Source organism: Paractinoplanes pyxinae (genome assembly GCF_026626335.1).
GTDB classification, from domain to species: Bacteria; Actinomycetota; Actinomycetes; order Mycobacteriales; family Micromonosporaceae; genus Actinoplanes; species Actinoplanes pyxinae.
The window spans coordinates 98,187-121,244 of sequence record NZ_JAPNTZ010000011.1 but is presented as its reverse complement, the minus strand read 5'-3'; the positions used below and the strand labels follow the sequence as shown (position 1 = coordinate 121,244).

27 protein-coding genes are annotated in these 23,058 nt (G+C 71.1%); 12 read left to right on the top strand and 15 right to left on the bottom strand.

Features of this window, described 5'->3' with window-relative positions:
• Window positions 1-18: 18 nt before the first annotated feature.
• Together OWR29_RS29840 and OWR29_RS29835 are read left to right on the top strand one after the other, a co-directional pair.
• Entirely contained in the window at window positions 19-2,190 is a 2,172-nt protein-coding gene (locus OWR29_RS29840; protein ID WP_267566644.1) for an RICIN domain-containing protein, read from the top strand.
• A 15-nt stretch (window positions 2,191-2,205) separates the two neighbouring features.
• A complete protein-coding gene (locus OWR29_RS29835; protein WP_267566643.1) occupies window positions 2,206-2,364 on the top strand; it encodes a hypothetical protein in 159 nt (52 codons plus the stop codon).
• Here the strand turns inward: OWR29_RS29835 and OWR29_RS29830 are convergent.
• Together OWR29_RS29830 and OWR29_RS29825 are read right to left on the bottom strand one after the other, a co-directional pair.
• Window positions 2,343-3,356: an adenosine deaminase gene (locus tag OWR29_RS29830; RefSeq protein WP_267566642.1), complete on the bottom strand. Its 1,014-nt coding sequence runs from the start codon at window positions 3,354-3,356 to the stop codon at window positions 2,343-2,345. The two genes, OWR29_RS29835 and OWR29_RS29830, sit on opposite strands and share 22 nt — an antisense overlap.
• On the bottom strand, window positions 3,353-4,126 hold the full coding sequence (locus tag OWR29_RS29825) for a trans-aconitate 2-methyltransferase (protein ID WP_267566892.1): 774 nt from the start codon (window positions 4,124-4,126) through the stop codon (window positions 3,353-3,355). Before OWR29_RS29825 ends, OWR29_RS29830 begins: the two co-directional genes overlap by 4 nt.
• A gap of 68 nt (window positions 4,127-4,194) precedes the next feature.
• Between OWR29_RS29825 and OWR29_RS29820 the strand changes: the two genes are divergently transcribed.
• Both OWR29_RS29820 and OWR29_RS29815 read left to right on the top strand, forming a co-directional pair.
• Entirely contained in the window at window positions 4,195-5,172 is a 978-nt protein-coding gene (locus OWR29_RS29820; RefSeq protein WP_267566641.1) for an aldo/keto reductase, read from the top strand.
• 41 nt (window positions 5,173-5,213) lie between these two features.
• Window positions 5,214-5,453, top strand: coding sequence for a hypothetical protein (locus tag OWR29_RS29815; protein ID WP_438872670.1), 240 nt, complete (start codon window positions 5,214-5,216; stop codon window positions 5,451-5,453).
• 119 nt (window positions 5,454-5,572) lie between these two features.
• Here OWR29_RS29815 and OWR29_RS29810 read toward each other — a convergent pair whose 3' ends face one another.
• The 7 genes from OWR29_RS29810 to OWR29_RS29780 form a co-directional block, all read right to left on the bottom strand.
• The gene (locus OWR29_RS29810) at window positions 5,573-5,776 is read right to left on the bottom strand and encodes a cold-shock protein (protein WP_011905669.1); all 204 of its coding nucleotides are present in this window, start codon (window positions 5,774-5,776) and stop codon (window positions 5,573-5,575) included.
• Window positions 5,777-6,085: 309 nt separating this feature from the next.
• Complete coding sequence (locus tag OWR29_RS29805) at window positions 6,086-6,358, bottom strand: DUF4235 domain-containing protein (RefSeq protein ID WP_267566639.1); 273 nt, start codon at window positions 6,356-6,358, stop codon at window positions 6,086-6,088.
• A complete protein-coding gene (locus OWR29_RS29800; protein WP_267566638.1) occupies window positions 6,355-6,771 on the bottom strand; it encodes a DUF3618 domain-containing protein in 417 nt (138 codons plus the stop codon). Before OWR29_RS29800 ends, OWR29_RS29805 begins: the two co-directional genes overlap by 4 nt.
• Entirely contained in the window at window positions 6,768-7,199 is a 432-nt protein-coding gene (locus OWR29_RS29795) for a phage holin family protein (RefSeq protein ID WP_267566636.1), read from the bottom strand. The genes OWR29_RS29800 and OWR29_RS29795 overlap by 4 nt, the downstream gene beginning before the upstream one ends.
• A gap of 81 nt (window positions 7,200-7,280) precedes the next feature.
• Window positions 7,281-8,447: a mechanosensitive ion channel family protein gene (locus OWR29_RS29790; protein WP_267566635.1), complete on the bottom strand. Its 1,167-nt coding sequence runs from the start codon at window positions 8,445-8,447 to the stop codon at window positions 7,281-7,283.
• A gap of 95 nt (window positions 8,448-8,542) precedes the next feature.
• Window positions 8,543-9,367 (bottom strand): DUF1206 domain-containing protein, encoded by an 825-nt coding sequence (locus tag OWR29_RS29785; protein ID WP_267566633.1) that lies wholly within the window; start codon window positions 9,365-9,367, stop codon window positions 8,543-8,545.
• Window positions 9,368-9,428: 61 nt separating this feature from the next.
• Window positions 9,429-9,755, bottom strand: coding sequence for a hypothetical protein (locus OWR29_RS29780; protein WP_267566632.1), 327 nt, complete (start codon window positions 9,753-9,755; stop codon window positions 9,429-9,431).
• Between the two features lie 41 nt (window positions 9,756-9,796).
• On the opposite strand from OWR29_RS29780, the gene OWR29_RS29775 reads away from it, so the two are divergent.
• Entirely contained in the window at window positions 9,797-10,081 is a 285-nt protein-coding gene (locus OWR29_RS29775; protein WP_267566631.1) for a GNAT family N-acetyltransferase, read from the top strand.
• A 216-nt stretch (window positions 10,082-10,297) separates the two neighbouring features.
• On the opposite strand, the gene OWR29_RS29770 is transcribed toward OWR29_RS29775, so the two are convergent.
• Window positions 10,298-11,860 (bottom strand): glycoside hydrolase family 3 protein, encoded by a 1,563-nt coding sequence (locus OWR29_RS29770; RefSeq protein ID WP_267566630.1) that lies wholly within the window; start codon window positions 11,858-11,860, stop codon window positions 10,298-10,300.
• A gap of 148 nt (window positions 11,861-12,008) precedes the next feature.
• Here OWR29_RS29770 and OWR29_RS29765 point away from each other — a divergent pair, with 148 nt between their 5' ends.
• Genes OWR29_RS29765 through OWR29_RS29755 form a run of 3 tightly spaced genes read left to right on the top strand, consistent with a single transcriptional unit; the run spans window position 12,009 to window position 14,785 of the window.
• Entirely contained in the window at window positions 12,009-12,140 is a 132-nt protein-coding gene (locus tag OWR29_RS29765) for a hypothetical protein (RefSeq protein ID WP_267566629.1), read from the top strand.
• Window positions 12,141-12,156: 16 nt separating this feature from the next.
• Window positions 12,157-13,107, top strand: a complete 951-nt coding sequence (locus tag OWR29_RS29760; protein ID WP_267566628.1) for a TIGR03557 family F420-dependent LLM class oxidoreductase — start codon at window positions 12,157-12,159, stop codon at window positions 13,105-13,107.
• A 40-nt stretch (window positions 13,108-13,147) separates the two neighbouring features.
• On the top strand, window positions 13,148-14,785 hold the full coding sequence (locus OWR29_RS29755; RefSeq protein WP_267566627.1) for a RecQ family ATP-dependent DNA helicase: 1,638 nt from the start codon (window positions 13,148-13,150) through the stop codon (window positions 14,783-14,785).
• Between the two features lie 227 nt (window positions 14,786-15,012).
• On the opposite strand, the gene OWR29_RS29750 is transcribed toward OWR29_RS29755, so the two are convergent.
• Window positions 15,013-15,738 carry an ABC transporter permease gene (locus OWR29_RS29750; protein WP_267566625.1) on the bottom strand — a complete coding sequence of 242 codons (726 nt, stop codon included), beginning with the start codon at window positions 15,736-15,738 and terminating at the stop codon, window positions 15,013-15,015.
• Window positions 15,735-16,436 carry an ABC transporter ATP-binding protein gene (locus tag OWR29_RS29745; RefSeq protein ID WP_267566623.1) on the bottom strand — a complete coding sequence of 234 codons (702 nt, stop codon included), beginning with the start codon at window positions 16,434-16,436 and terminating at the stop codon, window positions 15,735-15,737. The genes OWR29_RS29750 and OWR29_RS29745 overlap by 4 nt, the downstream gene beginning before the upstream one ends.
• A 112-nt stretch (window positions 16,437-16,548) precedes the next feature.
• On the opposite strand from OWR29_RS29745, the gene OWR29_RS29740 reads away from it, so the two are divergent.
• From OWR29_RS29740 to OWR29_RS29725, 4 genes are all read left to right on the top strand, one after another.
• The gene (locus OWR29_RS29740) at window positions 16,549-17,637 is read left to right on the top strand and encodes a sensor histidine kinase (protein ID WP_267566622.1); all 1,089 of its coding nucleotides are present in this window, start codon (window positions 16,549-16,551) and stop codon (window positions 17,635-17,637) included.
• The gene (locus tag OWR29_RS29735; protein WP_267566621.1) at window positions 17,634-18,314 is read left to right on the top strand and encodes a response regulator transcription factor; all 681 of its coding nucleotides are present in this window, start codon (window positions 17,634-17,636) and stop codon (window positions 18,312-18,314) included. Before OWR29_RS29740 ends, OWR29_RS29735 begins: the two co-directional genes overlap by 4 nt.
• Window positions 18,315-18,475: 161 nt before the next feature.
• Entirely contained in the window at window positions 18,476-20,236 is a 1,761-nt protein-coding gene (locus tag OWR29_RS29730) for a glycoside hydrolase family 9 protein (RefSeq protein WP_267566620.1), read from the top strand.
• 40 nt (window positions 20,237-20,276) lie between these two features.
• Window positions 20,277-20,909 carry a GNAT family N-acetyltransferase gene (locus OWR29_RS29725; protein WP_267566619.1) on the top strand — a complete coding sequence of 211 codons (633 nt, stop codon included), beginning with the start codon at window positions 20,277-20,279 and terminating at the stop codon, window positions 20,907-20,909.
• Between the two features lie 8 nt (window positions 20,910-20,917).
• Here the strand turns inward: OWR29_RS29725 and OWR29_RS29720 are convergent, their stop codons facing one another.
• The 3 genes from OWR29_RS29720 to OWR29_RS29710 are packed head-to-tail and all read right to left on the bottom strand — an operon-like array spanning window position 20,918 to window position 23,039.
• The gene (locus tag OWR29_RS29720; protein WP_267566618.1) at window positions 20,918-21,328 is read right to left on the bottom strand and encodes a VOC family protein; all 411 of its coding nucleotides are present in this window, start codon (window positions 21,326-21,328) and stop codon (window positions 20,918-20,920) included.
• A complete protein-coding gene (locus OWR29_RS29715; protein WP_267566616.1) occupies window positions 21,321-22,157 on the bottom strand; it encodes a helix-turn-helix transcriptional regulator in 837 nt (278 codons plus the stop codon). The genes OWR29_RS29720 and OWR29_RS29715 overlap by 8 nt, the downstream gene beginning before the upstream one ends.
• Window positions 22,158-22,166: 9 nt before the next feature.
• Entirely contained in the window at window positions 22,167-23,039 is an 873-nt protein-coding gene (locus tag OWR29_RS29710) for an alpha/beta fold hydrolase (protein ID WP_267566615.1), read from the bottom strand.
• Between the last annotated feature and the right edge of the window lie 19 nt (window positions 23,040-23,058).

Below are 23,058 nucleotides of genomic sequence, written 5' to 3'. Positions count from 1 at the left end.
GCCAGGCAAGGAGAGGTCGTGTCCGCGCACCGCCGGCTGCTCCCGCGTGGTCACCGCCGGGCCGTCCCGCGGCAGCCCCACCGGTTGCTGCCGGTCGCCCTGGGCCTGGCCCTGCTGGGCGTGGGCGGCGTGGTGGGCCCGAGCGTGGTCGAGACGGTCACCGACGGCTCCGGCTCGCGCAACCTCTCGCTGACCTCGCTGCCGGCCGACCAACCCGCTCAGGGCCTGGTCTACGACGGGCTCAAGCCGGCCAAGGCGGGCACGCTGTGCGCCGGCTCGTACGAGCTCGACCGCGAGACCTGTACGCACGGTCCGGCCCAGCCGCCGGCCGGGCTCGAGGTGCGCCGCGACGTCGCCCCGGTGACCGCCAAGGCGCCCGAGCCCAAGCAGCCGGCCCGTGAGGCCGCCGCCGTCACCCCGTCCGACGCCGAGATCGCCCGCGACGAGGGCGGCAGCGCGCTCACCGCCGACGCCCCGGCCCTGATCCCCGACGCCGCCCCGGGCGACGCCGACTTCATCATGGGCGCGCACGACGTGGCCTGCGACGGCGACGGGCGCGGCGGCAAGCGGGTCCAGGTGCTCTACCTGCACGAGTTCGGCACCCCCAGCCGCTACGGCGACTTCCTGGGCTCGATGCGCACCTGGTCGGCCGGCGTCGACCAGATCTTCGACGCCAGCGCGGCCGAGACCGGCGGCTCGCGGCACGTGCGCTTCGTGACCACCCCGCAGTGCCGGGTCGACGTCTCCGAGGTCGAGCTGCCGGCGGGCGGGCTGACCTCGTTCACCCGCAACATCGACGAGCTGCGCAAGCTCGGCTACAACCGCACCGACCGCAAATACCTTCTCTTCGCCGACGCCAACGTCTACTGCGGCATCGCCACCTTCATCGCCGACCGCCGGGCCGGGCTGGGCAACCGCAACAACGGCGGCCCGTCGTACGGCCGGGTCGACGCCGGCTGCTGGAGCGCGGCCATGGCGGCCCGCGAACTCACGTACACGCTGGGCGCGACCCTGATCGGCTCGCCCAACTCGAGCGGGGCGGGCGGCTGCCTGGACGAGTACGACCTTCTCTGCGGCCCGGACAGGTCGGGCAGGAAGGTGCGTACGGTCTGTCCGAAGAAGAACGAGATGCGGCTCGACTGCGGCAACGACGACTACTTCAACACCAACCCGAAGCAAGGCAGCTACCTCGAGAAGAACTGGAACGTCGCGCGCAGCGAGTTCCTGCTGCGCAGCGACGGCGGCGACGACATCCCCGACGCCGAGGGCGCCCCGCCCCCGGCGGCCGCGACGACAGCGCCCACTTCCGCCCCGGCCGCGCCGGCCCCGAGCATCAGCGCGAGCCCCGAGGCCGATCCCACGCCGACCCTGACCGAGCCTGAAGCCGGCGACCTGTCGCCCTCGCCCGAGGTCACGCCGAGCGAGACGACGCCGGCCGACGAGCCGATCGAGACGCCGAGCGCCGAGGTTCCTGAGGTGCCGGTGGCGGCGACCACGACTCCCCCGACCGAGCCGGCCGCCGAACCCGTGCAGGCGGTGCTCGAGGTGCGCGAGGCCAGCAGCAGCTCGGTCCGGCTCACCTGGAGCGCGGCCTCGGCCAAGGCGAAGTACCAGGTGTCGGTGGACGGCCAGCCGGTGGCTACCACGAACGCCACCCGGGCCCGGCTCATCGGCCTCAAGCCCGACGCGAAGTACCAGGTGACCATCAAGTCCGGCCCCCGCTACACGGCGCGGGCCACGGCCGAGACGGCGCCCGCCGCCCGCCCGGCCCAGAACTCGTGGTTCACGCTGACCAACGCGCTCACCGGCGGGGCGGCCGACCTCTACGCGGCCCGCACGGCGCTGAGCACTCCGCTCACCCTGAGCGGCAACGAGGCCGACGCACAGCAGCAGTGGAAGCTGGTGCCGGCCGGCAAGAAGAGCTACACAATGGTCTCGCGGGCCACCGGCAAGTGCGTGGGCCCGCTCGGTGGCAACGCCGCCGCGGGCGTCCCGCTGGTGCAGTCGGCCTGCGACAGCTCGGCCGCGCGGTGGGTGCTGCAAGCTTCGGCGTACGGCTTCACCCTGCGCACCACCGAGGGCGACCTGGTGGCCGGCGTGGGCGACCAGCGCTTCGGCGCGCACCGGGTGCTCGTCCTGCAGACGGGCAACGGTCAGCGCTACCAGAGTTGGACAGCGGTTCCCGACTAGGCGAGAGGAAAGGCTGTGCGCGACACTCTCGATCGGCCCCTGACCGAACCCGCGGAGGGCCCGGCCAGGTTCAACAAGCGGCGGCTGGTGCGCTGGATCGCCGTGCTCACCATCGGCATCGTGGTGGTGCTGGCGATCTGGCAGGAGCCGCTCTACGCGCTCCGCACCGTGTAGGCGTCAATTTCGGCCAGCAGCCGGGCCTTGCCCGACGAGTCGAGGAAGCTCTGCGACACGGCGGCGCGGGCCAGGTCGGCCACGCCCGCGTCGTCCAGGCCGAGCAACCGCTGGGCCACGGCGTACTCCTGCTCGAGGGTCGTGCCGAACATCGGCGGGTCGTCCGAGTTGATGCTGACCGGCACGCCCGCCGCGACCAGCCGGGCCAGCGGGTGCTCGTCGAGCGAGGGCACGGCCCGGGTGCGCAGGTTCGAGGTGGGGCTGATCTCGAGCGGGATGCGGTGCTCGGCCAGATAGGCCACCAGTTCCGGGTCCTGCGCGGCCGAGATGCCGTGCCCGATGCGCTCGGCGCCCAGCTCGCGGATGGCGTCCCACACGGTCTCGGGGCCGGTCGTCTCGCCGGCGTGCGGCACGCTGTGCAGCCCGGCCGCGCGGGCCTGGTCGAAGTACGGCTTGAACTGCGGCCGCGGCACCCCCACCTCGGGCCCGCCGAGCCCGAAACTGATCAGCCCGTCGGGCCGCTCGCCGAGCGCGACGGCCAGCGTCTGCTCGGCCGCCTCGAGCCCGGCCTCGCCCGGGATGTCGAAGCACCAGCGCAGGTCGATGCCGAACTCGGTGGCGGCGCCGCGGCGGGCGTCCTCGATGGCCTCGCAGAACGCCTTGGCCGGGATGCCGCGCTTGACGCTGGAGAACGGCGTGATGGTCAGCTCGGCGTACCGGACCTGCTGGCGGGCCAGCTCGCGGGCGATCTCGAACGTCAGCATCCGCACGTCCTCGTCGTCGCGGATCAGGTCGACCACGGTGAGGTAGACGTCGATGAAGTGCGCGAAGTCGCGGAACGCGAAGTAGTCGGCCAGCGCCTCGGGATCGGCCGGCACCGGCGAGGCGCCCTCGTGCCGGGCGGCCAGCTCGGCCACGATCCGCGGTGAGGCCGAGCCGACGTGGTGCACGTGCAGCTCGGCCTTGGGCAGGCCGGCGATGAACGAAGTCACCGGTGCGTACCTCCTTCTGGGGCGGTCCGGGCCACCACGAAGACGCGGCGGAACGGGAACGCGACGTAGCGGCCGGCCGCCGGGTAGGCGCCGGCCAGCTCCCGCGCGAGGTCGGCGCGGAACGACTGCCAAGCATTGTCGTCCAGCGCGGCCTTGACGGGACGCAACGCCGTCCCTTCCATCCAGCGCAGCACCGGATGCTCGTCGCCCCCGGCCGGCAGCAGATGCAGATACGTGGTCTCCCAGGCGTCGACCTCGGCGTCGTCCAGCAGCGCCGCGTAGTCGGCCGGATCGCCCACCGGCGCCTCCCGCAGCACATGGCTGACGCCGTACCGCTTCCCGACCTCGCGCAGCAGCACGTGCGAGGGCGCGCCGAAGTTGCCGGGCACCTGCATGGCGAGCCAGGCGCCGGGCGGCAGCTCGCGGGCCCAGCGGGCCAGCAGGTCGCGGTGCTCGGGCACCCACTGCAGGGTCGCGTTCGTGACGAGCACGTCGGTGTCGGGCTCGGGCCGCCAGTCGCGGACGTCGCCCGTACGGAAGGAAGCCGGGCCGCCGTGGGCCGACGCTTTGGCGATCATCTCGGGCGAGGAGTCCACGCCGCTCAGCCGCGCCCCGGGCCAGCGTTCGGCCAGCGTCAGCGTCAGTTCGCCCGGCCCGCAGCCGAGGTCGGCCACCGCGCGTGGCTTCTCGGCGCCGACGCGGGCGACCAGGTCGAAGAACGGGCGCGAGCGCTCGGCCCCGAAGCGCCGATAGACGGCCGGATCCCACATGGTCAACCTCCCAAACCGTACGTACGTCTTGCAGGCAGGATAACCGGCAGCGAGTAGGGTCACTAGCCGTGGAGAAACGCAGTTTTGGCAGGATGAACCGGCAGGTCGGCGTGGTCGGCCTGGGTGCGTGGCAGCTCGGCGCCGACTGGGGCGACGTGAGCGAGGCCGACGCGCACCAGACGCTGCAGGCCGCGGTCGACGCGGGCGTCACGTTCATCGACACGGCCGACGTCTACGGCGACGGCCGCAGCGAGCAGATCATCGGCTCCTTCATCAAGGACAAGCCGCAGCTCACCGTGGCCACCAAGATGGGGCGCCGGGTGGCCCAGGAGTTCGCGAACTACAACCTCGACAATTTCCGCGCGTGGAACGACCGCTCGCGGGCCAACCTGGGCGTCGACACGCTCGACCTCGTGCAGCTGCACTGCCCGCCGACGGCCGTCTTCTCGTCCGACGCGGTCTACGACGCCCTCGACACCCTGGTCGAAGAGAAGCGCATCAAGGCGTACGGCGTAAGCGTCGAGAAGGTCGACGAGGCCCTGGCCGCGATCGCCCGCCCGGGCACGGCCAGCGTCCAGATCATCCTCAACGCGTTCCGGCTCAAGCCGCTCGAGCAGGTGCTGCCGGCCGCCGCCGAGGCCGGGGTCGGCATCATCGCGCGGGTGCCGCTGGCCAGCGGGCTGCTGTCCGGCCGCTACGACGAGCACACGACGTTCGCCGACGACGACCACCGCAACTTCAACCGGCACGGCGAGGCGTTCGACGTCGGCGAGACGTTCTCGGGCGTCGACTTCGCCACCGGGCTGGAGGCGGTCAAGCGGCTGCGCCCGCTGGCGCCCGAGGGCTTCACCATGGCCCAGTTCGCGCTGCGCTGGGTGCTCGACCAGGCCGGCGTCACCGTCGTCATCCCCGGCGCCCGCAATCCCGAGCAGGCCAAGGGCAACGCCGCCGTGGCCGGGCTGCCGCCGCTGAGCGACGAGGCGCAGGCCGGCGTCCGCGCGGTCTACGACGAGCTGATCCGCCCGCAGGTGCACGGCAAATGGTGACCCCGCCGGCGGCTCACCGGACGCTGCACGGGTGGCTCCCCATGGCCCTCGGGGTGCTCGCCGTGGTCGTCGGTGCTCTGTGGACACTGCAGGGTCTGGACGTGCTGACCGACAGCCGGATGAGCGGGGCCGGAATCTGGGCCGTGATCGGTCCGGTGGTCGCGGTTGCGGGACTGATTTTGATCATTCTCGGCGAGCGCACTCGGGCCCGTGCGAAACGCGCCGAGGCGCTGTCGTTGATTCGCCAGTCACCACTTCCGGGCAGTGACGATAAAAGGTAAGACAATTCCTGCGCGACAATGACAAAACCCCCGCACCCTTATCGGATGCGGGGGTTTTCGCGTCATAGCCGACCTCCGCCAGGCGATCGGCAGCCGGCCCGGAGGACCGGCGTGGTCACTCAGAGCGGACGAACCTGCTCCGCCTGCGGGCCTTTCTGGCCCTGGGCGATCTCGAACTCGACCCGCTGATTCTCCTCCAGCGTGCGGTAACCGCTCGTCTGGATGGCCGAGAAGTGGACGAACACGTCAGCACCCCCGCCGTCGACGGTGATGAAGCCGAAGCCCTTGTCTGCGTTGAACCACTTCACGGTTCCTTGCGCCATGCTGAACTCTCCTTCTGAAAATGCCGACCCCTGCTACCCCGGGCCGATGACCGTTTTCGAGCAGCGGCGCCGTGAGGCGGCCTTTCAGAGGACGTCCCATCCGCCTGATCGCCTGAGACCCGCCGGTAGGCCGGTTTCCCTTGATCGGGTGGAAGCAGCGAACCACGTACGCAAAAACTGGGCACACTGTACCTGAAAAACCGGTCGCAAAGCTGCCCCTAGGGAGAATCGAATAAAGCACGGCAGATATGGAAAAGGTCCCCCACTTCGCTCTCGCGAGGTGGGAGACCAGAGACTGTAAACCTAACTTCAGTTAGGCCATTGACCAGTCAGTTTCCGTACACCAACTGCACCACCGCGATCGACGGCCGCCTTCACGAGAGCGAAGATGGCGCCTTGCAGAGCGGCCGCCGCAAGAATCTCGCCCCAGCCCCGATCCTCGTCGGTCGCGTTGGGTGCGTCGTCGTCGTGGCCGGCCAGCTTCCAGACTTCCTTGAATACGAAGCCCGCGAGCGTGCCCGCGCCGATGCCGAGCAACAACCCGACCGGCTTGTAGGCCAGCTTCGAAACCTTGCCGCTCACCGGCGCCTCCCTCGAACGATCAGAATGATGCCGACCAGCGCCGCCACTCCGGCCACCACCAAGGGAAGCGGAACCGGGCTGTTGCGCACCGTCCGGCTGACGTCGGACTCATCGGCCCGCACAGCCACCTCGTGCGCCTTTTCCGACGTACGGTCGGCCACCTCTTGCGCCTTGCCGCTGACGGCGCCGGCGGCCGCGACCGCCGCGCCCCGCACGCGCTCGGTGGCCTCGACGGCCTGCGCCTTGACCTTCTGCTTGGTCTGCTCGACCTGCTCCTTGGCCCGGGCCTTGACGTCGGCCTTGGCCGCCAGCGCCTGGACCGTCTCACCGAGTTCGGCCCGGGTCTGCTTGATCTCGGCCCGGAGCTCCTCGATCGACGGCTTCGGCTCGGCCGACCCGTTGTTCTCGCTCATGCGCGACCTCGCTCGACCGCGTGCTTGACCTCGTCGACGTCGGCCTTGACGCTCTGAATGGCGGCCGAGGGCTCGGGGGGAACGGCCTTCGAAACCTGCTTCTTGCCGATCAGGGCGAGCACCCCGGCCAGCGCGAACAGGGCGACGGTGACGATCAGGGCGGCCAGCCAGAGATCCAGGAACAGGTCGAAGACGATGATCAGGGTCGCCACGAGGGCACCGACGCCGTACATGGCGAGAACGCCGCCGCCGCCGAACAGGCCGATGCCGATGCCGGCATGCTTGCCCTTCTCGGCCAGCTCGGCCTTGGCCAGCGCGATCTCGTCACGGACGAGACGGCTGATCTGCTCACTCGCGCGCTGCACCAACTCGGCTGTGGACTGATCGGCGCCTGTGCTGGGCTGGCGGCCGTTCAGAACATCGGCCATGGTGTCCTCCTTTCCATGACCCGGTGTATGCCCTGATCACCCGAGAGTCAATCCTGCTGCGGGAAACCCGCCAGAACATGCTCAGTGGTGGGCCGGAACGGGCACATTCTCATCCGGTCCGGCGAACGCGGCGGCGCGCTCGTCGCCGTCCTCGCCGGTGTAGAACCGGCTCTCCTCGCGGTCGGCGGGTGACACCGGCCGGGGCGTCCGCGAGTTGGCCCGGCCGCTGCTCGCGACGTCGGCCCGGTAGCGCGGCAGGGCGTCGCGCTGGTTGGCCCAGATGAAGCTCACCAGCCGCTCGCGCACCAGGCAGCGCAGGTCCCACAGCGAGGGTGCGTCGTTCGCGCTGACCAGGGCCCGCAACCGCACCATGCCGCCGGTCGCCTGGGTCACCTGCAGCACGCAGACCCGGCCGTCCCAGAGCTCGGTGCCCTCGCAGGTGGCGCGCAGCTCGGCCCGCAACGGCTCGATCTCGGTCGACCAGTCGACGTCCACCTCGGCCGTGCCCAGCACCGCCGAGGACGAACGGGTCCAGTTCTGGAACGGCTTGGTGGTGAAGTACGAGGTGGGCAGCAGCAGCCGCCGGTCGTCCCAGATCTGGATGGCGACGTAGGTGAGCGTCAGCTCCTCGATGCGGCCCCACTCCCCCTCGACGACCACCACGTCGTCGACCCGGACGGCGTCGCTGAACGCGAGCTGCAGGCCCGCGAAGACGTTGCCGAGGGTGCTCTGGGCGGCCAGCGCCGCGATGACGCTGACGATGCCGGCCGAGGCCAGCACGCTGGCGCCGAGCGCGCGGATGCCGGGGAACGTCATCAGCACCACGCCGAGGGTGAGCACCACGATCGTGGCCACCGTGATCCGGCGGATCATCACGACCTGGGTCTTGAGCCGGCGGCGCTTCAGGTTGTCCGGGACGTCGGTGCGCCAGTGCGCCAGCGCCGCGTCCTCCAGCACGAGCAGGAACGCCCCGACCAGCCAGGCGAACGCCGCTATGAAGCAGATGACCAGGCCGTGCAGCACTCCCTCACGGCCCGGGAACTCGCCCGCCATGGCCCGCAGCACCTGCTGGATCGCGAACAGGACCATGGTCGCCAGGAAGGGCTTGTGCGCGGTGCGGGCCAGATCGGCGGCCAGAAGCGATTTGCGGCCGAGGCGCTTGAGCACCCAGTGCAGAACAAAGACCAGCAGGATTGCCAGCCCGGTCGCCGCGACCACGGCGAGCAGGGCTTTCACGGTGCTGGGCACGTGTCTCTCCTTCGCAAGCAAATGCGGGTACCAGCGACCTGTCTTGCCCAGGTCACCGGCACCCGCAACTTTCCCGCACGAAGGTCAGAGGTTGCTCACACTTTCCGGTACTTGGCCTGTGCGATGCAGTAGACACCGAAGCAGGCGATGCCGAGCGCGATCAACGCGAGCACCCACACGCCCCACGAGTTGCCGGCCAGCGTCTTCAGCGCCGCGTCGAGACCGCGGGCCTTCTCGGGGTCGTAGTTCACGGCGGCCATCACGACCAGGACACCCGCGATGGCGTAGGCCGTGCCCTTGGCCATGTAGCCGGCCATGCCGAGCCGGATGATCGGCTGGCGGGTCTTCTGCGGCATCTCACCGGTGTTGAGGTGCTTGGTGAACTTCTTGGTGAAGCCGTAGATGAACATCCCGACGCCGACGCCGACCACCACGAGGCCGACCAGGCCGATCAGCCAGCGGCCGCCGGTGTTGTCCATGATGCTCGACGTCTTGCTCTGCGAGTTGTCGCCCATCGAGGCGTTCGAGCCCTGGATGACTTTGATCGCGATGTACGCCAGGTAGAGGTACAGGATGGCGCGGGCGCCCGAGAGAACCCGCTCGGCCATGGCCGTACGGTTCTGCTCGCCGCTCTCGCCGATCGCGGCCTCGAAGCCCTGCCAGATCGCCATCGCGATCATGCCGATCGCGATGATGACGAGCAGCGTCTTGCCGAGGCCGTTGCCGGCCAGGGTCTGCAGGGCGCCGGACTGGTCGCTCTCTTGCGACGAGCCCTGGAAGGCCACCTGGAAGGCGATCCAGGCGAAGATGAGGTGGATGATGCCGTATCCGATGAAGCCGCCCCGAGCAAGGTATTCGAGCGGCTTGCTGTCGGCGGCACGCGATGCGGTGCTCTTGACGTTCGAGGCGGCGGATGTCATGCCGCGGAAAATGACCCGTCCCGGATTTTTTCAAACCCGGGACGCGTCGACGGTGCACATGTTAGTTACGCGAGACCTGCAGTCCGATCTGGTCGCTGGTCACGCTGTCCAGCGAGACCTGCAGTCCGGCCACCTCGATGGCCTGCTGGCCCTTGGTCAGGCTGATCTGCTCGCCGGCCACGTCGAGGGTCACGGTGTTGGCGTCGGCGCTGATGAACTTGGCCTCCACACCCAGGAAGCTCGCGCTCGCGTTGGTCTCGCGGTCGATCGAGACGGTGCACTGGTCGAGGCCGCAGCTCACGTTGTCGCCACTGCACCCGGCGAGCAGGGCGCCGAGCAGGGTGGCCGAGCTGAGGACGACGGCTAGGCGTTGCGTGGGTTTCAACACCCTTCCAGCGTACGAGGCCCGCGCGACCCTAAGCTGGGCCGATGAGCGACGTCGATGTGCGCGACAACCCGGCCGAGAAGCGCTTCGAGATGCGGATCGGCGACGACGTCGCGGGGTTCGCCGCCTACCGCGTCCGCGACGGCGTGACCGTGGTGACGCACAGCGAGGTCAACCGCCGCTTCCGCGGCCAGGGCCTCGGCAACGTGCTGGCCGAGCGCACGCTGAGCCTGCTGCGCGAGCAGGGCGCCCGCGTCTACCCCGCGTGCCCGTTCTTCGCCAAGTACGTCTCGGAGCACCCCGAGTACGACGACATCATCGAGGAGTAGGGCCGATCGCCGGCGGATAGGGCCTGTCCTGCCGGTCACGTGGGAGCGAGGCGCGGTCCAGGTGGTGGCTGACGTCGGCCGCAGAGCGGTCGCATACCGGGGTTGTATGTGGCCGTTCTGCGGCCGACGTCAGGCGCCGCCTGGGCCTCGCCGCAGCCCCGCGTGACCGGCAGGACAGGCCCTACCCCCCCGCCCTGACCGCCGGCGACCGGGGTTCTAGGCCGCCAGTGGCTGCGGGGCCGGCGCGGGCACGCGGGTGCCCGCGATCAGCTCGGCCGCGGCCTGGCCGCAGGCGCGGGTGGCGCCGAAGGTGGCGATGTGGATCGCGCCCAGCACGGTCTCGGGCACGCCCATCTCGACCACGATGGCGTCCGGCCGCTGGGCCAGCACCCCGTTCAGCACATCGGCCAGCCACGCGTGCCGGTGAACGTCGCGCACCACCAGCACCAGCGGGCGCCCGGCCGAGCCGTCGAGCACGGTCGCCGCCGGGTCGGCTCCCAGCTCGTCCTCGGTCAGCCGCACCGAGGTGGTGCCGGGCAGCAGCTCGTCGAGCGGCGTCCCCAGCCCCCACGGGGTCTCGGCGCCGATGGCGATGTTGCGCGGCGGGGCGAACTCGACCACGTGGGCCGGGCCGTCGACCGGCAGCGGAGCGGCGCCCTCGGCCACGGTCACCCGCACCGCCCGGCGGGCCGCGTCGAAGCCGACCCCGGCGGCGTGCGGCAGCACGGCCACCTCGGGAGCGGCGTCGGCGATGGCCCGGGCGCCGGTGGCGGTCTGGGTGGCGGTGGTCCACTGCCCGAGGCGGCGCACCCGGTCGGCCGCCGACCGCAGCCTCTCCTCGGGCAGTTCGCCGGAGCGCACGGCGGCCACGATCGCGTCCCGCAGCAGCACGGCGGTCTGCTCGTCGGCGTGGTCGCCGCCCACGCAGATCGCGTCGGCCCCGGCCGCGAGCGCCTTGACGGTCGCGCCGGCCAGCCCGTAGCGGCGGCGGACGGCCTGCATCTCGATGCCGTCGGTGACGATGAGCCCGTCGAACCCGAGCTCCTCGCGCAGCAGCCCGGTGAGGATGGGGCGGCTCAGCGTGGCCGGCAGCTCTTTGTCGTACGCGGGAACGAGCAGATGCCCGGTCATGATCACCTGAACGCCGGCCGCGATGGCCGCGCGGAACGGCACCAGCTCACATTCCTCGAGCTGGGCGCGGTCGCGGTCGATGAGCGGCACGTCGTGGTGCGAGTCGACGCTGGTGTCGCCGTGACCTGGGAAGTGCTTGGCGCAGGCGGCCACGCCGGCCGCCTGCAGGCCGCGCACGAAGGCGGCCGTGTGCCGGGCCACCAGCTGGGTCTCGGCGCCGAAGGCCCGCACCCCGATGACCGGGTTGGCGGCGTTGCTGTTGACGTCGGCGTCGGGCGCGTAGTCGAGCGTGATGCCGGCGTTGGCCAGGTCGCAGCCCAGGTCGTGGGCCACCTCCTCGGTCAGCCGGATGTCGTCGATGGCCCCGAGGGCCAGGTTGCCGGGTCGGGAGCTGCCCTGCCGCGACTCGAACCGGGTGACGTCGCCGGCCTCCTCGTCGATCGCCACCAGCACGTCGGGCCGTTCGGCCCGCAGCTGTGCGGTGAGCGCCGCCACCTGAGCGGGCGATTCGACGTTGCGCGCGAACAGCGCGACGCCGCCCAGACCCTCGCCGAGCCACCGCCGGACCCAGTCGGGCGCGGTGGCGCCGGCGAATCCCGGCTGCAGCACCGCCGCGGCGAGTTCCGGCAATTCGCCATGGTTCGGCATAGGCCCCCGTACCTCCGGTGACGTCCCGGCGCGCTGGTTGGGAGCGCGCCCCCCGTGTATGCGGATCCCATGGTCACACCCCCGACCTGTTTCAGTCAACAAACCTTTCTATTAGCTCTGGGTTAAGCCCGCTCTATACGATGCGTGCGTGACCCCCACCGTGCTCGCCGCCGCCACCGTCGACTGGTCCGAGGTGCACGCCGTCCGCCTGCTCGGCGTCGCGCTGGCGTTCCTGCTGCTCATCTGGGCCATCCGCCGCATGTTCGGGGGCAAGAAATAGGGGTATGTCCGGGCCCATGCGCATCGGATACTTCCTGTCTTGCGAGGAATACACCCCCGCCGAACTTCTCGAGCAGGCCCGCGGCGCCGAGCGCGCCGGCTTCACCGGGCTGTGGATCTCGGACCACTACCACCCGTGGGTGGACGCCCAGGGCCAGAGCGCCTTCGTCTGGTCGATGATCGGCGCGCTCAGCGAGGCCACCGGCCTGCCCATCACGACCGCGGTCACCTGCCCCACGGTCCGCATCCACCCGGCGGTCATCGCCCAGGCCGCAGCCACCAGCGCGGTGCTGACCAAGGGCAAGTTCCGGCTCGGCATCGGCACCGGCGAGGCCCTCAACGAGCACATCTTCGGCGATGCGTGGCCCGAGGCCGACGTACGCCTGGAAATGCTCGAAGAGGCGGTCGAGATCATGCGGGGCTTGTGGCAGGGCGGCAACTACTCGTACCGCGGCAAGCACTACACAGTGGAGAACGCCCGCGTCTACACCCTGCCCGAGGCGCCGGTCGAAATCCTCGTCTCCGGGTTCGGCCCCAAGGCGGTCGACGTGGCCGCCCGCATCGGCGACGGCTACGTCAGCACGATGCCCGACGGCGAACTGGTGCAGCGCTTCCGCGAGAACGGCGGCGGCAAGCGGGTGGCCCAAGCCGGTTTCAAGGCGGCGTTCGCGGCCACCGAGGAGGAGGGGGCCCGGATCGCGTACGAGAAATGGCCCAACAGCGGCGTGCCCGGCGAGCTCTCCCAGGTGCTGCCCACGCCGAAGCACTTCGAGCAGGCGTCGCAGCTCGTCACGCAGGACATGGTGAAAGAGTCGTTCGTGTGCGGCAACGACCCGGCCGCCCACCTCGAGATGCTCGACAAATACCGGCAGGCCGGGTTCGACGAGGTGTACGTGGCGAACACCGGCCCCAACTACCAGGGCCTGTTCGACCTGTACCAGAACGAGATCCTTCCGAAACTCTCGTGAGCGTTTGCCCCCACCGGCGTCCGGGCACCTTGGCCGCTCGATGAAGATTCCCGTGTACGGTCCTCGACTGCGCAAGGTAGCCCGGCGCCACTTCGGGTGGCCTTCCCTGCGCCCCGGCCAGTTCAAGCCGATGCGCGCCGTGCTGCGGCGTCGTGACGCCCTGGTCGTGCTGCCCACCGGAGCCGGCAAGTCGGCGATCTACCAGATCCCGGCCGTCCTGCTGCCCGGCCCCACCGTGGTCGTCTCGCCGCTGCTGGCCCTGCAGCAGGATCAGATCGCCGCGCTCAACGAGCGTGACGACCCGAAGATCCGCGCGGTGCGGGTCAGCTCGGCCGAGACGCCGGCCCAGCAGCGCGAGGCGATCAACGAGATCCGCGAGGGCCGGGCGGAGTTCCTCTTCATCACGCCCGAACAGCTCAGCGACCCCGAACGCCTGGCCGAGGTCAAGGCGCTCAAGCCGGGCCTGGTCGCGGTGGACGAGGCGCACTGCATCTCGGCCTGGGGCCACGACTTCCGGCCCGAGTTCCTGGCCCTGGGCGACATGATCAAGGGCCTGGGCCGGCCGCCGGTGCTCGCGCTGACCGCCACCGCCTCGCCGCCGGTCCGCGACGACATCATCGAGCGGCTGCAGCTCAAGGACCCCGAGATCCACGTCTCCGGTCTCGACCGGCGCAACCTGTTCCTCGAGGTGGCGTACTGCCCCGACGAGTCGTACCGGTGGCGCCGGCTCACCGCCCTGCTCGACGAGGCGCCGCGGCCCGGCATCATCTACGTCGCGACCCGGCGCGCGGCCGAGGAGCTGGCCGAGCGCCTGACCGACTCCGGCTACCCGGCCGACTTCTACCACGGCGGCATGGCCGCGGGCGCCCGCGAGCAGAAGCACGAGGCCTTCACAGCCGACAAGATCGACATCATGGTGGCCACGTCGGCCTTCGGCATGGGCATCGACAAGCCCAACATCCGCTGGGTGGCCCACATGGCCCTGCCCGACTCCCCCGACAGCTACTTCCAGGAGATCGGCCGGGCCGGCCGCGACGACGACCCGGCCCAGGCGCTGCTGCTGTGGCGGGCCGAGGACGAAGCGATCCAGCGCTTCTTCACCGGCGGCGCCCCCGACGAGGTCGAACTGCGCGAGCTGGCCGCGGCCGTGCGCTCGGGCCCGCAGACCAAGACGGCGCTGAAAGAGAAGACCGGCCTGGGCCCGCGCAAGCTCGGCTCGTACCTGAACTTGCTGGAGCAGGTCGGAGCGGTGACCACCGGCCACGGCACCAAGGTGACCACGCCGGTCTTCGCACCCCTGCCCGCCGCCGCCGCGACCGCCGCGGTCAAGGAACACGAGCGCCAGCAGGTGGTCTCCCGTTCCCGCACCGACATGATGCGCGGCTTCGCCGAGACCCGGGCCTGCCGGACCCAGACGCTGCTGGCCTACTTCGGCGAAGACCTGCCCAAGCCGTGCGGCCACTGCGACAATTGCGCCGAAGGCACCGCCGCCGAAACAGTCGAGGCCACCACCGACGAGCCCTTCCCCATCCACGCCAAGGTCCGCCACGCCGAGTGGGGCCCGGGCACGGTGATGAGCTACGAAGAAGACCGCATGACGGTGCTGTTCGACGAGGTCGGCTACAAGACCCTCTCGGTCCCGGTCGTGAAAGAGAACGAACTGCTGACCGCCCAGTGACCGCCATGCCCCAGGTTCGTGGCTGACGCTCAGGTCAGCTGCCGGCGGACCCGGCCTCGTTGGTAGCACGGCGCCACGCCCGGCCGGAGAGCAGGCGCAAGCCGTTGAGGCCGACGATCACTGAGACGGGCACTACCCGCTCGGCGCCGTCGGCGCGACGCGGGTGGCCTGTTCCGGGGCCAGGTCGAGCAGGGCCCCGACGCTGTCGGCGGTGCGGGCGTCCGCCCTCAGGTGACATCCCGCCGCACCGTGGTCAGCGTCGCCGCCACCGCGAAGGCGGCGGCATAACCGGCCAGCACGAGACCGGCCAGCCACTGTGGAGGCCCGTCGGTGGCGGTGGGCAGGGCGTCGAGAGCCGAGCCGAGGGCGAACGGCAGCCACTTCGCGGGATCGCCCACGAGCTGCGCGACGATGCCCTCGACCACGGCGAGCCAGCCCAGGGCGGCCGCGATCGCGCCGATCAGGTTGGTGATCAGGGCGCCGACGCCGACGCCGATGGCGGCGAAAAGCGCGTTCCACACGATGCCGCCGGCGATGGTCGGCCAGAGATCGCCCGAGCCGAGGGCCGGCGACTCGTTCCGGGCCGCCAGCCACACGGCGGCGGACGCCAGGGCGACCACCGCGGCGGCGACACCGAAGACCAGGCCGGCGACGGTGGTGACGCCGAGCTTGGCCAGCACGACCCGGGCCCGGTCGGGGGTCGTGAGGTAGGTGTCGGTGATCGTGCGGTGCCGGTGTTCGCCGGCGACGGCCATGATGCCGAGGATCAGCGCGAAGATCGAGACCAGTCCGATGTGGGCGACCGCGTCCCGCTGGGTCGCCGCGTCGCCGACGTTGTCGCGGCGGGCCAGCACCCCGGAGATGCCGGCCACCACGAGCAGTTGCGCCGCGGCGAACAGGATGAGTGGCGTACGGGTGGTGAGAAGCTTGCGGATCTCGGCCCGGACCGTCATCGCTGGGCCTCCTCGGTCAGGCGCAGAAACCCGGCCTCGAGCCCGTCCTCCGACATTCCTTCGAGGGGCCCGCAGTAGCGCAGCCGGCCGCCGCTGATCACCACCGCCCGGTCGGCAGTCTGCGCGACCTCGGCCAGCACGTGGCTGGAGACGATCACCGTACGGCCCTGACCGGCGAAGCCCCGGAGCAGGCCGCGCAGCCAGGCCATGCCGGCCGGGTCGAGGCCGTTGGCCGGCTCGTCGAGAATCAGCACTCCCGGATCGCCGAGCAGGGCGCCGGCCAGCCCGAGCCGCTGCCGCATGCCGAGCGAGAAACCGCCGGCTCGCCGTCGTGCCGCGTCGGTGAGGCCGACCTGGTCCAGCACCTGATCGACGCGGGCCAACGGCAGGCCACCCGCGACGGCAAGGATCTCGAGGTGCCGGCGCGCGGTGCGGCCGGGGTGGAAGCCGGTCGCCTCGAGAACGGCCCCGACGACACGCCGGGGATGGCGCAGCTCGGCGTACCGCTTGCCGTCGATCGTCGCCGTGCCGAAGGTCGGGCGGATCAGCCCGAGCAGCATGCGCAGCGTCGTGGTCTTGCCGGCGCCGTTGGGGCCGAGAAAGGCGGTGATGCCGGGTGTCACCTTGAAATCCAATTCCCGCACGGCGTCCACGGTGCCGAATCGTTTGGTCAGGCCGGCTGCTCTCACAGTGCTCATGACCCTCGACTGTGGCCGGAGGAAAGATCCTTCTCGTCACCTCGCGGCGGCATCTTCGACGTACCGCATCGGCGGTATCGTGCCGCGGCGGACACGTCCGTACGGTGGGCTCATGGCCATCGCCGATGCCGCCGTCGCGGGCGCGGTCTTTCTCGCCACCCTGCTCGGCACGGCCGGCGGCAATCACCTGCACGACGGGCTGTCGGTGCTGCTGGCCGCCGCCGCGGCCGCGCCGCTGCTGCTGCGCCGCCGTCTGCCGTACACGGTCCTGGTCGTCTGCACCGTCGCGGCTGAGCTGTACATGTTCCGCTACCGCGGTGAGAACGGGATCCTTGCCGTGAGCGCTCCGCTGGTCGCCTTGTACACGGCGACCGAGCATTCGGACCGGCACCGCTCCCTGCTGCTCGCCGGCGTGGTCGTGCTGGCGATCGGCGCGATCCACACCCTCGCGCCGAACCGCGTGCTGGGGCCGGAGAATCTGACCCTGGTCGCGCTGGGCGCGCTCGCGGTGGCCGCCGGCACGGCCGCTCGGCACCACCGCCGCTTCCTGGCCGAGAGCGAACACGGCCGCGAACTGGACGCGCAACGACGGGTAGCCGAGGAGCGGCTGCGGATCGCCCGCGACCTGCACGACAGCGTCGGCCATCAACTGGCCCTGATCAACGTGCAGGCCGGCGTGGCCGCCCACCTGCTGAGCGACCCGCCGCCCGAGGTGCGCGAGGCCCTGCGGCACGTCCGCGACGGCAGCCGGGCGGCGCTGGAAGAGCTGCGCGACTCGGTCGGACTGCTGCGCCGGCCGGGCGAGCCGTTCGCCCCGGCCGAACCCACGGTGGGCCTGGACGGGCTGGGCGACCTGCTCGACTCGTACCGCCGAACCGGTCTTCGGATCGATCTGCGGCACGAACCCATGAGCCTGTCCCGGCCGGTCGACCTCACGGCCTACCGCGTGATCCAGGAGGCGCTGACCAACGCCTGCAAGCACGCGCCCGGCGAACCCGTCCGGATCACCGTCGGCCCACATCGGGGCGACCTGACCCTCGCCATCGAGAACGACGGCGAGCCGGTGGTGGCGGCACCGGGCCACGGAATCACCGGGATGCGCGAACGGGTGGCCGCCGTCGGCGGATCGCTGCGGGCCGAGCCCCGACCGGCGGGCGGCTTCCTGGTCACCGCGACCCTGCCAGGCGGTGCGACAGCATGATCCGCGTCGTGATCGCCGACGACCAGCCCGTCGTACGGGCCGGGTTCGCCACCCTCGTACGCTCGGCGCCCGACCTGGCGGTCGTGGGCGAGGCCCGCACCGGGGCCGAGGCGGTCGCCCTGGCCCGCAGCGAACGCGCCGACGTCGTACTCATGGACATCCGGATGCCGGAACTCGACGGGCTCGGCGCCACCCGCCTGATCACCGCCGACGACGACCTGGCCGGGGTCCACGTGCTGATCCTGACCACGTTCGAGATCGACGAGTACGTGTTCGCCGCCCTGCGTAACGGCGCCAGCGGCTTCCTCGGCAAGAGCGCCGAACCGGAGCAACTGCTCGACGCCATCCGCGTCGTGCACCGCGGCGACGCCCTGCTCACCCCGGCCGCGACGCGCAGCCTGATCAGCCGGTTCCTGTCCCGCCCGGATCCGGCGCGGCTGATCCCGCCGGCCCGGCTCGGCGCGCTCACCGAGCGCGAACGCGAGGTGCTGGCCCTGGTCGGCGCGGGCCTGTCCAACGACGACATCGCCGATCGTCTGGTGGTCAGCCCGCACACGGTCAAGACCCACGTCAACCGGACGATGGCCAAGCTCGGCGCGCACGACCGGGCCCAGCTGGTGGTGATCGCCTACGAGACCGGACTGGTCGTCCCGCCATCGGCGGACAAGGTGAGGTGAGTTCGGAGCGGCGTCACGCTCCGCACCGCTCGTCCGGCTTGGCAACTCCGGGGCGATAGAGACTCTTGCCGGTGAGGACTTCGGGCCGCCGTGTGCTGGGCATTCTGCTTTTCGGAACACTTCTTGTCGGCGGGGGCGCGGCCTGTGATCGGGGCTCGGCGGTGGAAGCTTTCGTTCGCGTCGACCAGGTGGGCTTTGCGCCGGGCGAGACGAAGATCGCGTATCTGCTGTCGCCGCGTGACGCGTCCGACGTACGCGTCACGGTGCTGGATGCGTACGGGAAACAGGTCTGGAGAACGAAGGCGGGGGCCAATCGGGGCCCGTGGAACGCGCGATTTCCGGACGTGCGGCCGATCGACCTGAGCGGACTCGAGAAGCACGGCGTTTACCGGGTCCGCGTCGAAGGCGCCGTACGGGCCGAGTCGCCGCCGTTTCGTGTCGGGCCCGCCGCCGAAGTCTTGGGGCCGCCGGCCCGCTATGCGTTGTCTTACTTCCAGAATCACCGGGACGGCGCGGACCAGGTGCCGAGCCGGTGGGGACGCCAGCCCGCTCACCTCGCCGACCGCGCGGCCACGGTGTACGAGCGTCCATCGTTCGACGAGTCGGGGCGCGCGGCCGCCGGTCTGGCGCCGGTGGGCGGACCGGTCGACGTCGAGGGTGGCTGGTACGACGCCGGTGACTTCCTCAAGTTCACCCACACGACCGCGTACGCGGTGAGCGCCATGCTGATCGCCCGGCGCGACGGCCTGGTCTCCGACGGGCTGGTTGCCGAGACCGAGCACGGCATCGCCTGGCTCGAGAAGATGTGGGACGCCGGCGCCAAGGTGCTCTACACGCAGGTCGGCATCGGCAGTGGGAGCGAGGCCGGCGGCTTCCTCGGCGACCATGACACCTGGCGGCTGCCCGAAGCCGACGACCAGCTCGACGTCCAGCCGGGCGACGAACGCTACTACCAGCGTTACCGTCCGGTGTTCCGCGCTGCTGCCCCGGGCGAGATGATCAGCCCGAACCTGGCCGGTCGGGTCGCTGCCGCCTTCGCCCTGGCCGCGCAGGTCGAAGCGGCGAAGCAGCCGGATCGGGCGCGGAAGCATCTCGACGCGGCGGCGAGCGTCTTCGAGCTGGCCCGTACGGAAGATGTCGGTGAGCTGGTCACCGCGGAACCGCACAGCTTCTATCCGGAGGACCAGTGGACCGATGATTTGGCCTTCGGCGCGGCCGAACTGGCCCTGGCCGGGCGGGTGCTCGGAGACTCCCGTACGGAGAAATGGTCCGATACCGCCTCGACGTGGGCGCGGGTGAACGCCGGCCGCGGCGGGGCCCTCAGCGTCTATGACGTCGGCGCGCTGGCCGACGCGGAGATCATCCGGCTGCTCGGCGGCGGTGACGATCTTCTTCAGGACATGCGCCGGCGCCTCGACGCCGGGGTGCGGGCCGCGGCCGGCAACCCGATGGGCGCCGCGGCCGGCACCGGCGGCTCCGACTACGCCGCCCGTCAGCTCGGCTACGCGGCCACCGCCGAACTGTACGAACACGTCTCCGGTGACAAGCGGTACGCCGCCTTCGCGACCGCCCAGCGCGGCGTCGTCCTGGGCGTCAACGGCTGGGGCACCTCGATGATGGTCGGCGTCGGCACAACCTATCCGCGCTGCCCGCACGACCAGATCGCCACGCTGACAAGAACCGAGGAGCCCGGACTGACCATGACCGGCGCCGTGGTGAACGGGCCCAACAAGGCCGACCGCGTCCACGAACTGCAAGCCACCAGCGGCCCGGCGACGTGCCGGAACGATGCGTTCGCCCCCTTCGACCGCGACGACACGCACTTCACTGACGACAGCCGAATCTCGGCCAACACCGAACCGTCGATCGACTTCAGCGCCACCGGGTTGCTGGCTTTCGCCCTCATGACCGAACAGCACTGACGAAGCCTCGCTGAAGACGGTCGTGCGAGATCATGTGGTGGTGACGGATGACGGACTCTGGTACGCCATGCCGGTCCTGGCCGGTCGGCTCATGCGCCTGGAACCGCTGACGATCGAGCACGCGCCCGGCTACCTCGCGGCCACCGGCAGCGCCGATGAGAGCGCCGCCATTTTTCGATGGCAGAGCCCGGCCGGCGGAGCGCTCACGCCACCGGTCACAGTGGACGACACGGCCGGGCACATCCGGAACGCGCTGCACGGCCGAGCCCAGGGGCGGCGGTTGCCGTACGCGCAGATCGACCTGGTCACCGGCGCGTTCGCCGGCACCACGTCGCTGGGCGACCTGGACCCGTTGCAGCGGTCGCTCACGATCGGCTACACCTGGCTCGGCCGGCGCTGGTGGGGCGCCGGCCTCAACGCCGAGGCCAAGCTGCTGCTGATGAGCTACGCCTTCGAGACGCTGGGCGCGGTCCGCGTCGCCTGGGTCACCGACATCCGCAACACCCGGGCGCAGGCGGCCATCGAAGGGCTGGGCGCCGTCCGCGAGGGCGTCCTGCGCAAGCACCGCCGCCGTGCTGACGGTTCCTGGCGGGACACGGTCGTCTACGCCATGCTCGACGACGAGTGGCCCCACGCTAAGGACGCCCTGGCCGCCCGCGTTCTCCGCTTCTGACGGGTGCGTCAGCTGCGAGGCTCGCCTCGGTAGGTGCCGAAGGACCAGAGGTTGCCTTCGGGGTCGCGGGCTCGGAAGTCGCGGGAGCCGTAGTCGGTGTCGTAGGGAGCTTCGAGGATTTCGGCGCCGGCCTTGACTGCTCGGTCGTGCAGGGCGTCGATGTCGTCGGCTACGACGTACGCGCCGAAGGTGCCTGGCTTGAGGGGCCACGCGTCGTTCGGGTCGCCGCGGTCGGAGCCGAGCATGATGCCGCCGCCGAGGGGCCAGGCCAGCTGGGCGTGTTCGACGCGGTCGCCGGCGCCGTGGACGACTACCTCTTCGAAGCCGAACGCGTCGACCAGGAAGCGGATCAGGGCGCGGGCGTCGGTGGCCCGCAGCGTGGGCCACACCTGCGGGGGTGGGGTCTTTGAGTCAGTCATGCTGCCCATCGTGCGCGGGTTCCAGCTGTACGGCTTGGATGAAATCGAACTGTTCGGAGATCCACTCGGACGGGGTGCAGCCGGCCAGCGCGCGGAATTCGCGTACGAGATGGGACTGGTCGGCGTAGCCGTGGGCGGCCGCCACGTCGCCGATGAGCGTGCCCGGATGCAGGGCGCGGCGGGCGCGGTCGAAGCGGGCCACGCGGGCCGTCTCTTTGGGGCGCAACCCGACCTCGGCCCGGAAGCGGTTGGTCAGATGGCGGTCGCTCCACCCCACCTCGGCCGCCACCGACTTGACCGACTGGCCAGAAACGATTGACCCGTACGCGTAGGCGACCTCGGGTTTGACCGATTTGTCGCCGCGCAGGTGAGCGCGCAGAACTGAGTCGACCACCGCGAACCGGCTCGGCCAGTCCGCCGCCAAACAAAGCCGCTCCCGCAGTTGCGCCACCACCGTCGAGCCGAGCAGGGCCGAAGCGTCGACGTCGAGCCCAACCAGCTCCGCGGCCGGCACACCGAGCAGAGCGCGGCACCCGAGCGGCCGCAACGCCACCTGCACCCCCGACTGCCGGCCCTCGTGCACGATCACCGCCGGCGTCAGGTGCAGGCCGCCGATCAGCGAGTCGTAGCTGCCGGGCGGCTGCCGCGGATCCGGGTGCGCGGCCATGACCAGCGGCTCGTCCATCGTCAAAATCATGGTCAGGTACGGCGAGGGCAGCCCGAGGTGACGCATCGGCGCGACCCCGCGCTGCCGGTAGCCCGAATAGCCCGCGACGAACGGCGCGAGCGCGGCCGCGGGCCGGCCGCGGACGTACTCGTCGACGACCATGCCCCGACCCTACGTCGGCTCGCCCCGATCGCGGACCAGGGCGGGCAGGATGTCGTCCCACCGTCCGAAGGCCGCCGTGCCGTGGCCCGCGCCGGGGATGGTCATCAGCACCGAGCCGGGGATCCGCTCGGCGAGCCAGCGGCCGTGCGACGGGGGCACGAGCCGGTCGTCGTCGCCGTAGTAGAGCCGCACCGGCACGGTCACGGCGGTGACGTCGATGTCCCAGTCGCAGCCCCAGGCCACGTTGTCGCGGGCGTACCCGTCCAGCCGCCGGGTGGCCTCGCGCAGGTCCCGGCCCCACCAGACCTTCTTTTCGGCGTCGAGCCAGGCGAAGTCGTTCGGCGGGGCTCCCTCGAGGTACGCCTCGATGCGGGCGGTGTCGTCCCCGATGGCCGGGATGTCGCCGAGGTCGGCCGCCAGGTCGGACCGGAACGAGGCCAGGGCGCCGTCCACGTCGCCGGCGTCGGCCCGGGCGAGGTATTCGCGCTCGGGGTCGTCCGGGTCGTGCGGCTTGATCACGCGGATCGGCCCGATGCCCGCCACGACGGCCACCGACGTCACCCGCCCGGGACCGGCCAGGGCCGTGGCCAGCGCGTACGGGCCGCCGCCGGAGACACCGGCCACGGCGAACCGGTCGATACCCAGGGCGTCGGCGACGGCGAGCGTGTCGGCCCCGACGGAGGCCAGGCTGGGCGGGGTGAGCGGGGCGTCGCCGTACCCGGGCCGATCGAAAGAAATTATCCGTACGCCGAATTTGCTCGCGGTTTCGTCGATCAAAGCGGACGCGAGCCGCGAGCCGGGCGTGCCGTGGTGCACGAAGAGCGGGAAACCGTGCGGATCACCGCACTGGTGGAGAGCGAAGCGGCGCCCGTCGATGTCCATGGCTGGAACCGTAACGGGC

Excerpts from the sequence above, each read along its gene's own strand:
- OWR29_RS29825 (WP_267566892.1), bottom strand. The coding sequence starts at position 4,126 with ATGTGGGATCCGGCCGTCTATCGGCGCTTCGGGGCCGAGCGCTCGCGC.
- OWR29_RS29815 (WP_438872670.1), top strand. The coding sequence starts at position 5,214 with ATGGCCCTCGGGGTGCTCGCCGTGGTCGTCGGTGCTCTGTGGACACTG.
- OWR29_RS29810 (WP_011905669.1), bottom strand. The coding sequence starts at position 5,776 with ATGGCGCAAGGAACCGTGAAGTGGTTCAACGCAGACAAGGGCTTCGGC.
- OWR29_RS29800 (WP_267566638.1), bottom strand. The coding sequence starts at position 6,771 with ATGAGCGAGAACAACGGGTCGGCCGAGCCGAAGCCGTCGATCGAGGAG.
- OWR29_RS29795 (WP_267566636.1), bottom strand. The coding sequence starts at position 7,199 with ATGGCCGATGTTCTGAACGGCCGCCAGCCCAGCACAGGCGCCGATCAG.
- OWR29_RS29785 (WP_267566633.1), bottom strand. The coding sequence starts at position 9,367 with ATGACATCCGCCGCCTCGAACGTCAAGAGCACCGCATCGCGTGCCGCC.
- OWR29_RS29775 (WP_267566631.1), top strand. The coding sequence starts at position 9,797 with ATGAGCGACGTCGATGTGCGCGACAACCCGGCCGAGAAGCGCTTCGAG.
- OWR29_RS29770 (WP_267566630.1), bottom strand. The coding sequence starts at position 11,860 with ATGCCGAACCATGGCGAATTGCCGGAACTCGCCGCGGCGGTGCTGCAG.
- OWR29_RS29760 (WP_267566628.1), top strand. The coding sequence starts at position 12,157 with ATGCGCATCGGATACTTCCTGTCTTGCGAGGAATACACCCCCGCCGAA.
- OWR29_RS29755 (WP_267566627.1), top strand. The coding sequence starts at position 13,148 with ATGAAGATTCCCGTGTACGGTCCTCGACTGCGCAAGGTAGCCCGGCGC.
- OWR29_RS29750 (WP_267566625.1), bottom strand. The coding sequence starts at position 15,738 with ATGACGGTCCGGGCCGAGATCCGCAAGCTTCTCACCACCCGTACGCCA.
- OWR29_RS29745 (WP_267566623.1), bottom strand. The coding sequence starts at position 16,436 with ATGAGCACTGTGAGAGCAGCCGGCCTGACCAAACGATTCGGCACCGTG.
- OWR29_RS29740 (WP_267566622.1), top strand. The coding sequence starts at position 16,549 with ATGGCCATCGCCGATGCCGCCGTCGCGGGCGCGGTCTTTCTCGCCACC.
- OWR29_RS29735 (WP_267566621.1), top strand. The coding sequence starts at position 17,634 with ATGATCCGCGTCGTGATCGCCGACGACCAGCCCGTCGTACGGGCCGGG.
- OWR29_RS29720 (WP_267566618.1), bottom strand. The coding sequence starts at position 21,328 with ATGACTGACTCAAAGACCCCACCCCCGCAGGTGTGGCCCACGCTGCGG.
- OWR29_RS29715 (WP_267566616.1), bottom strand. The coding sequence starts at position 22,157 with ATGGTCGTCGACGAGTACGTCCGCGGCCGGCCCGCGGCCGCGCTCGCG.
- OWR29_RS29710 (WP_267566615.1), bottom strand. The coding sequence starts at position 23,039 with ATGGACATCGACGGGCGCCGCTTCGCTCTCCACCAGTGCGGTGATCCG.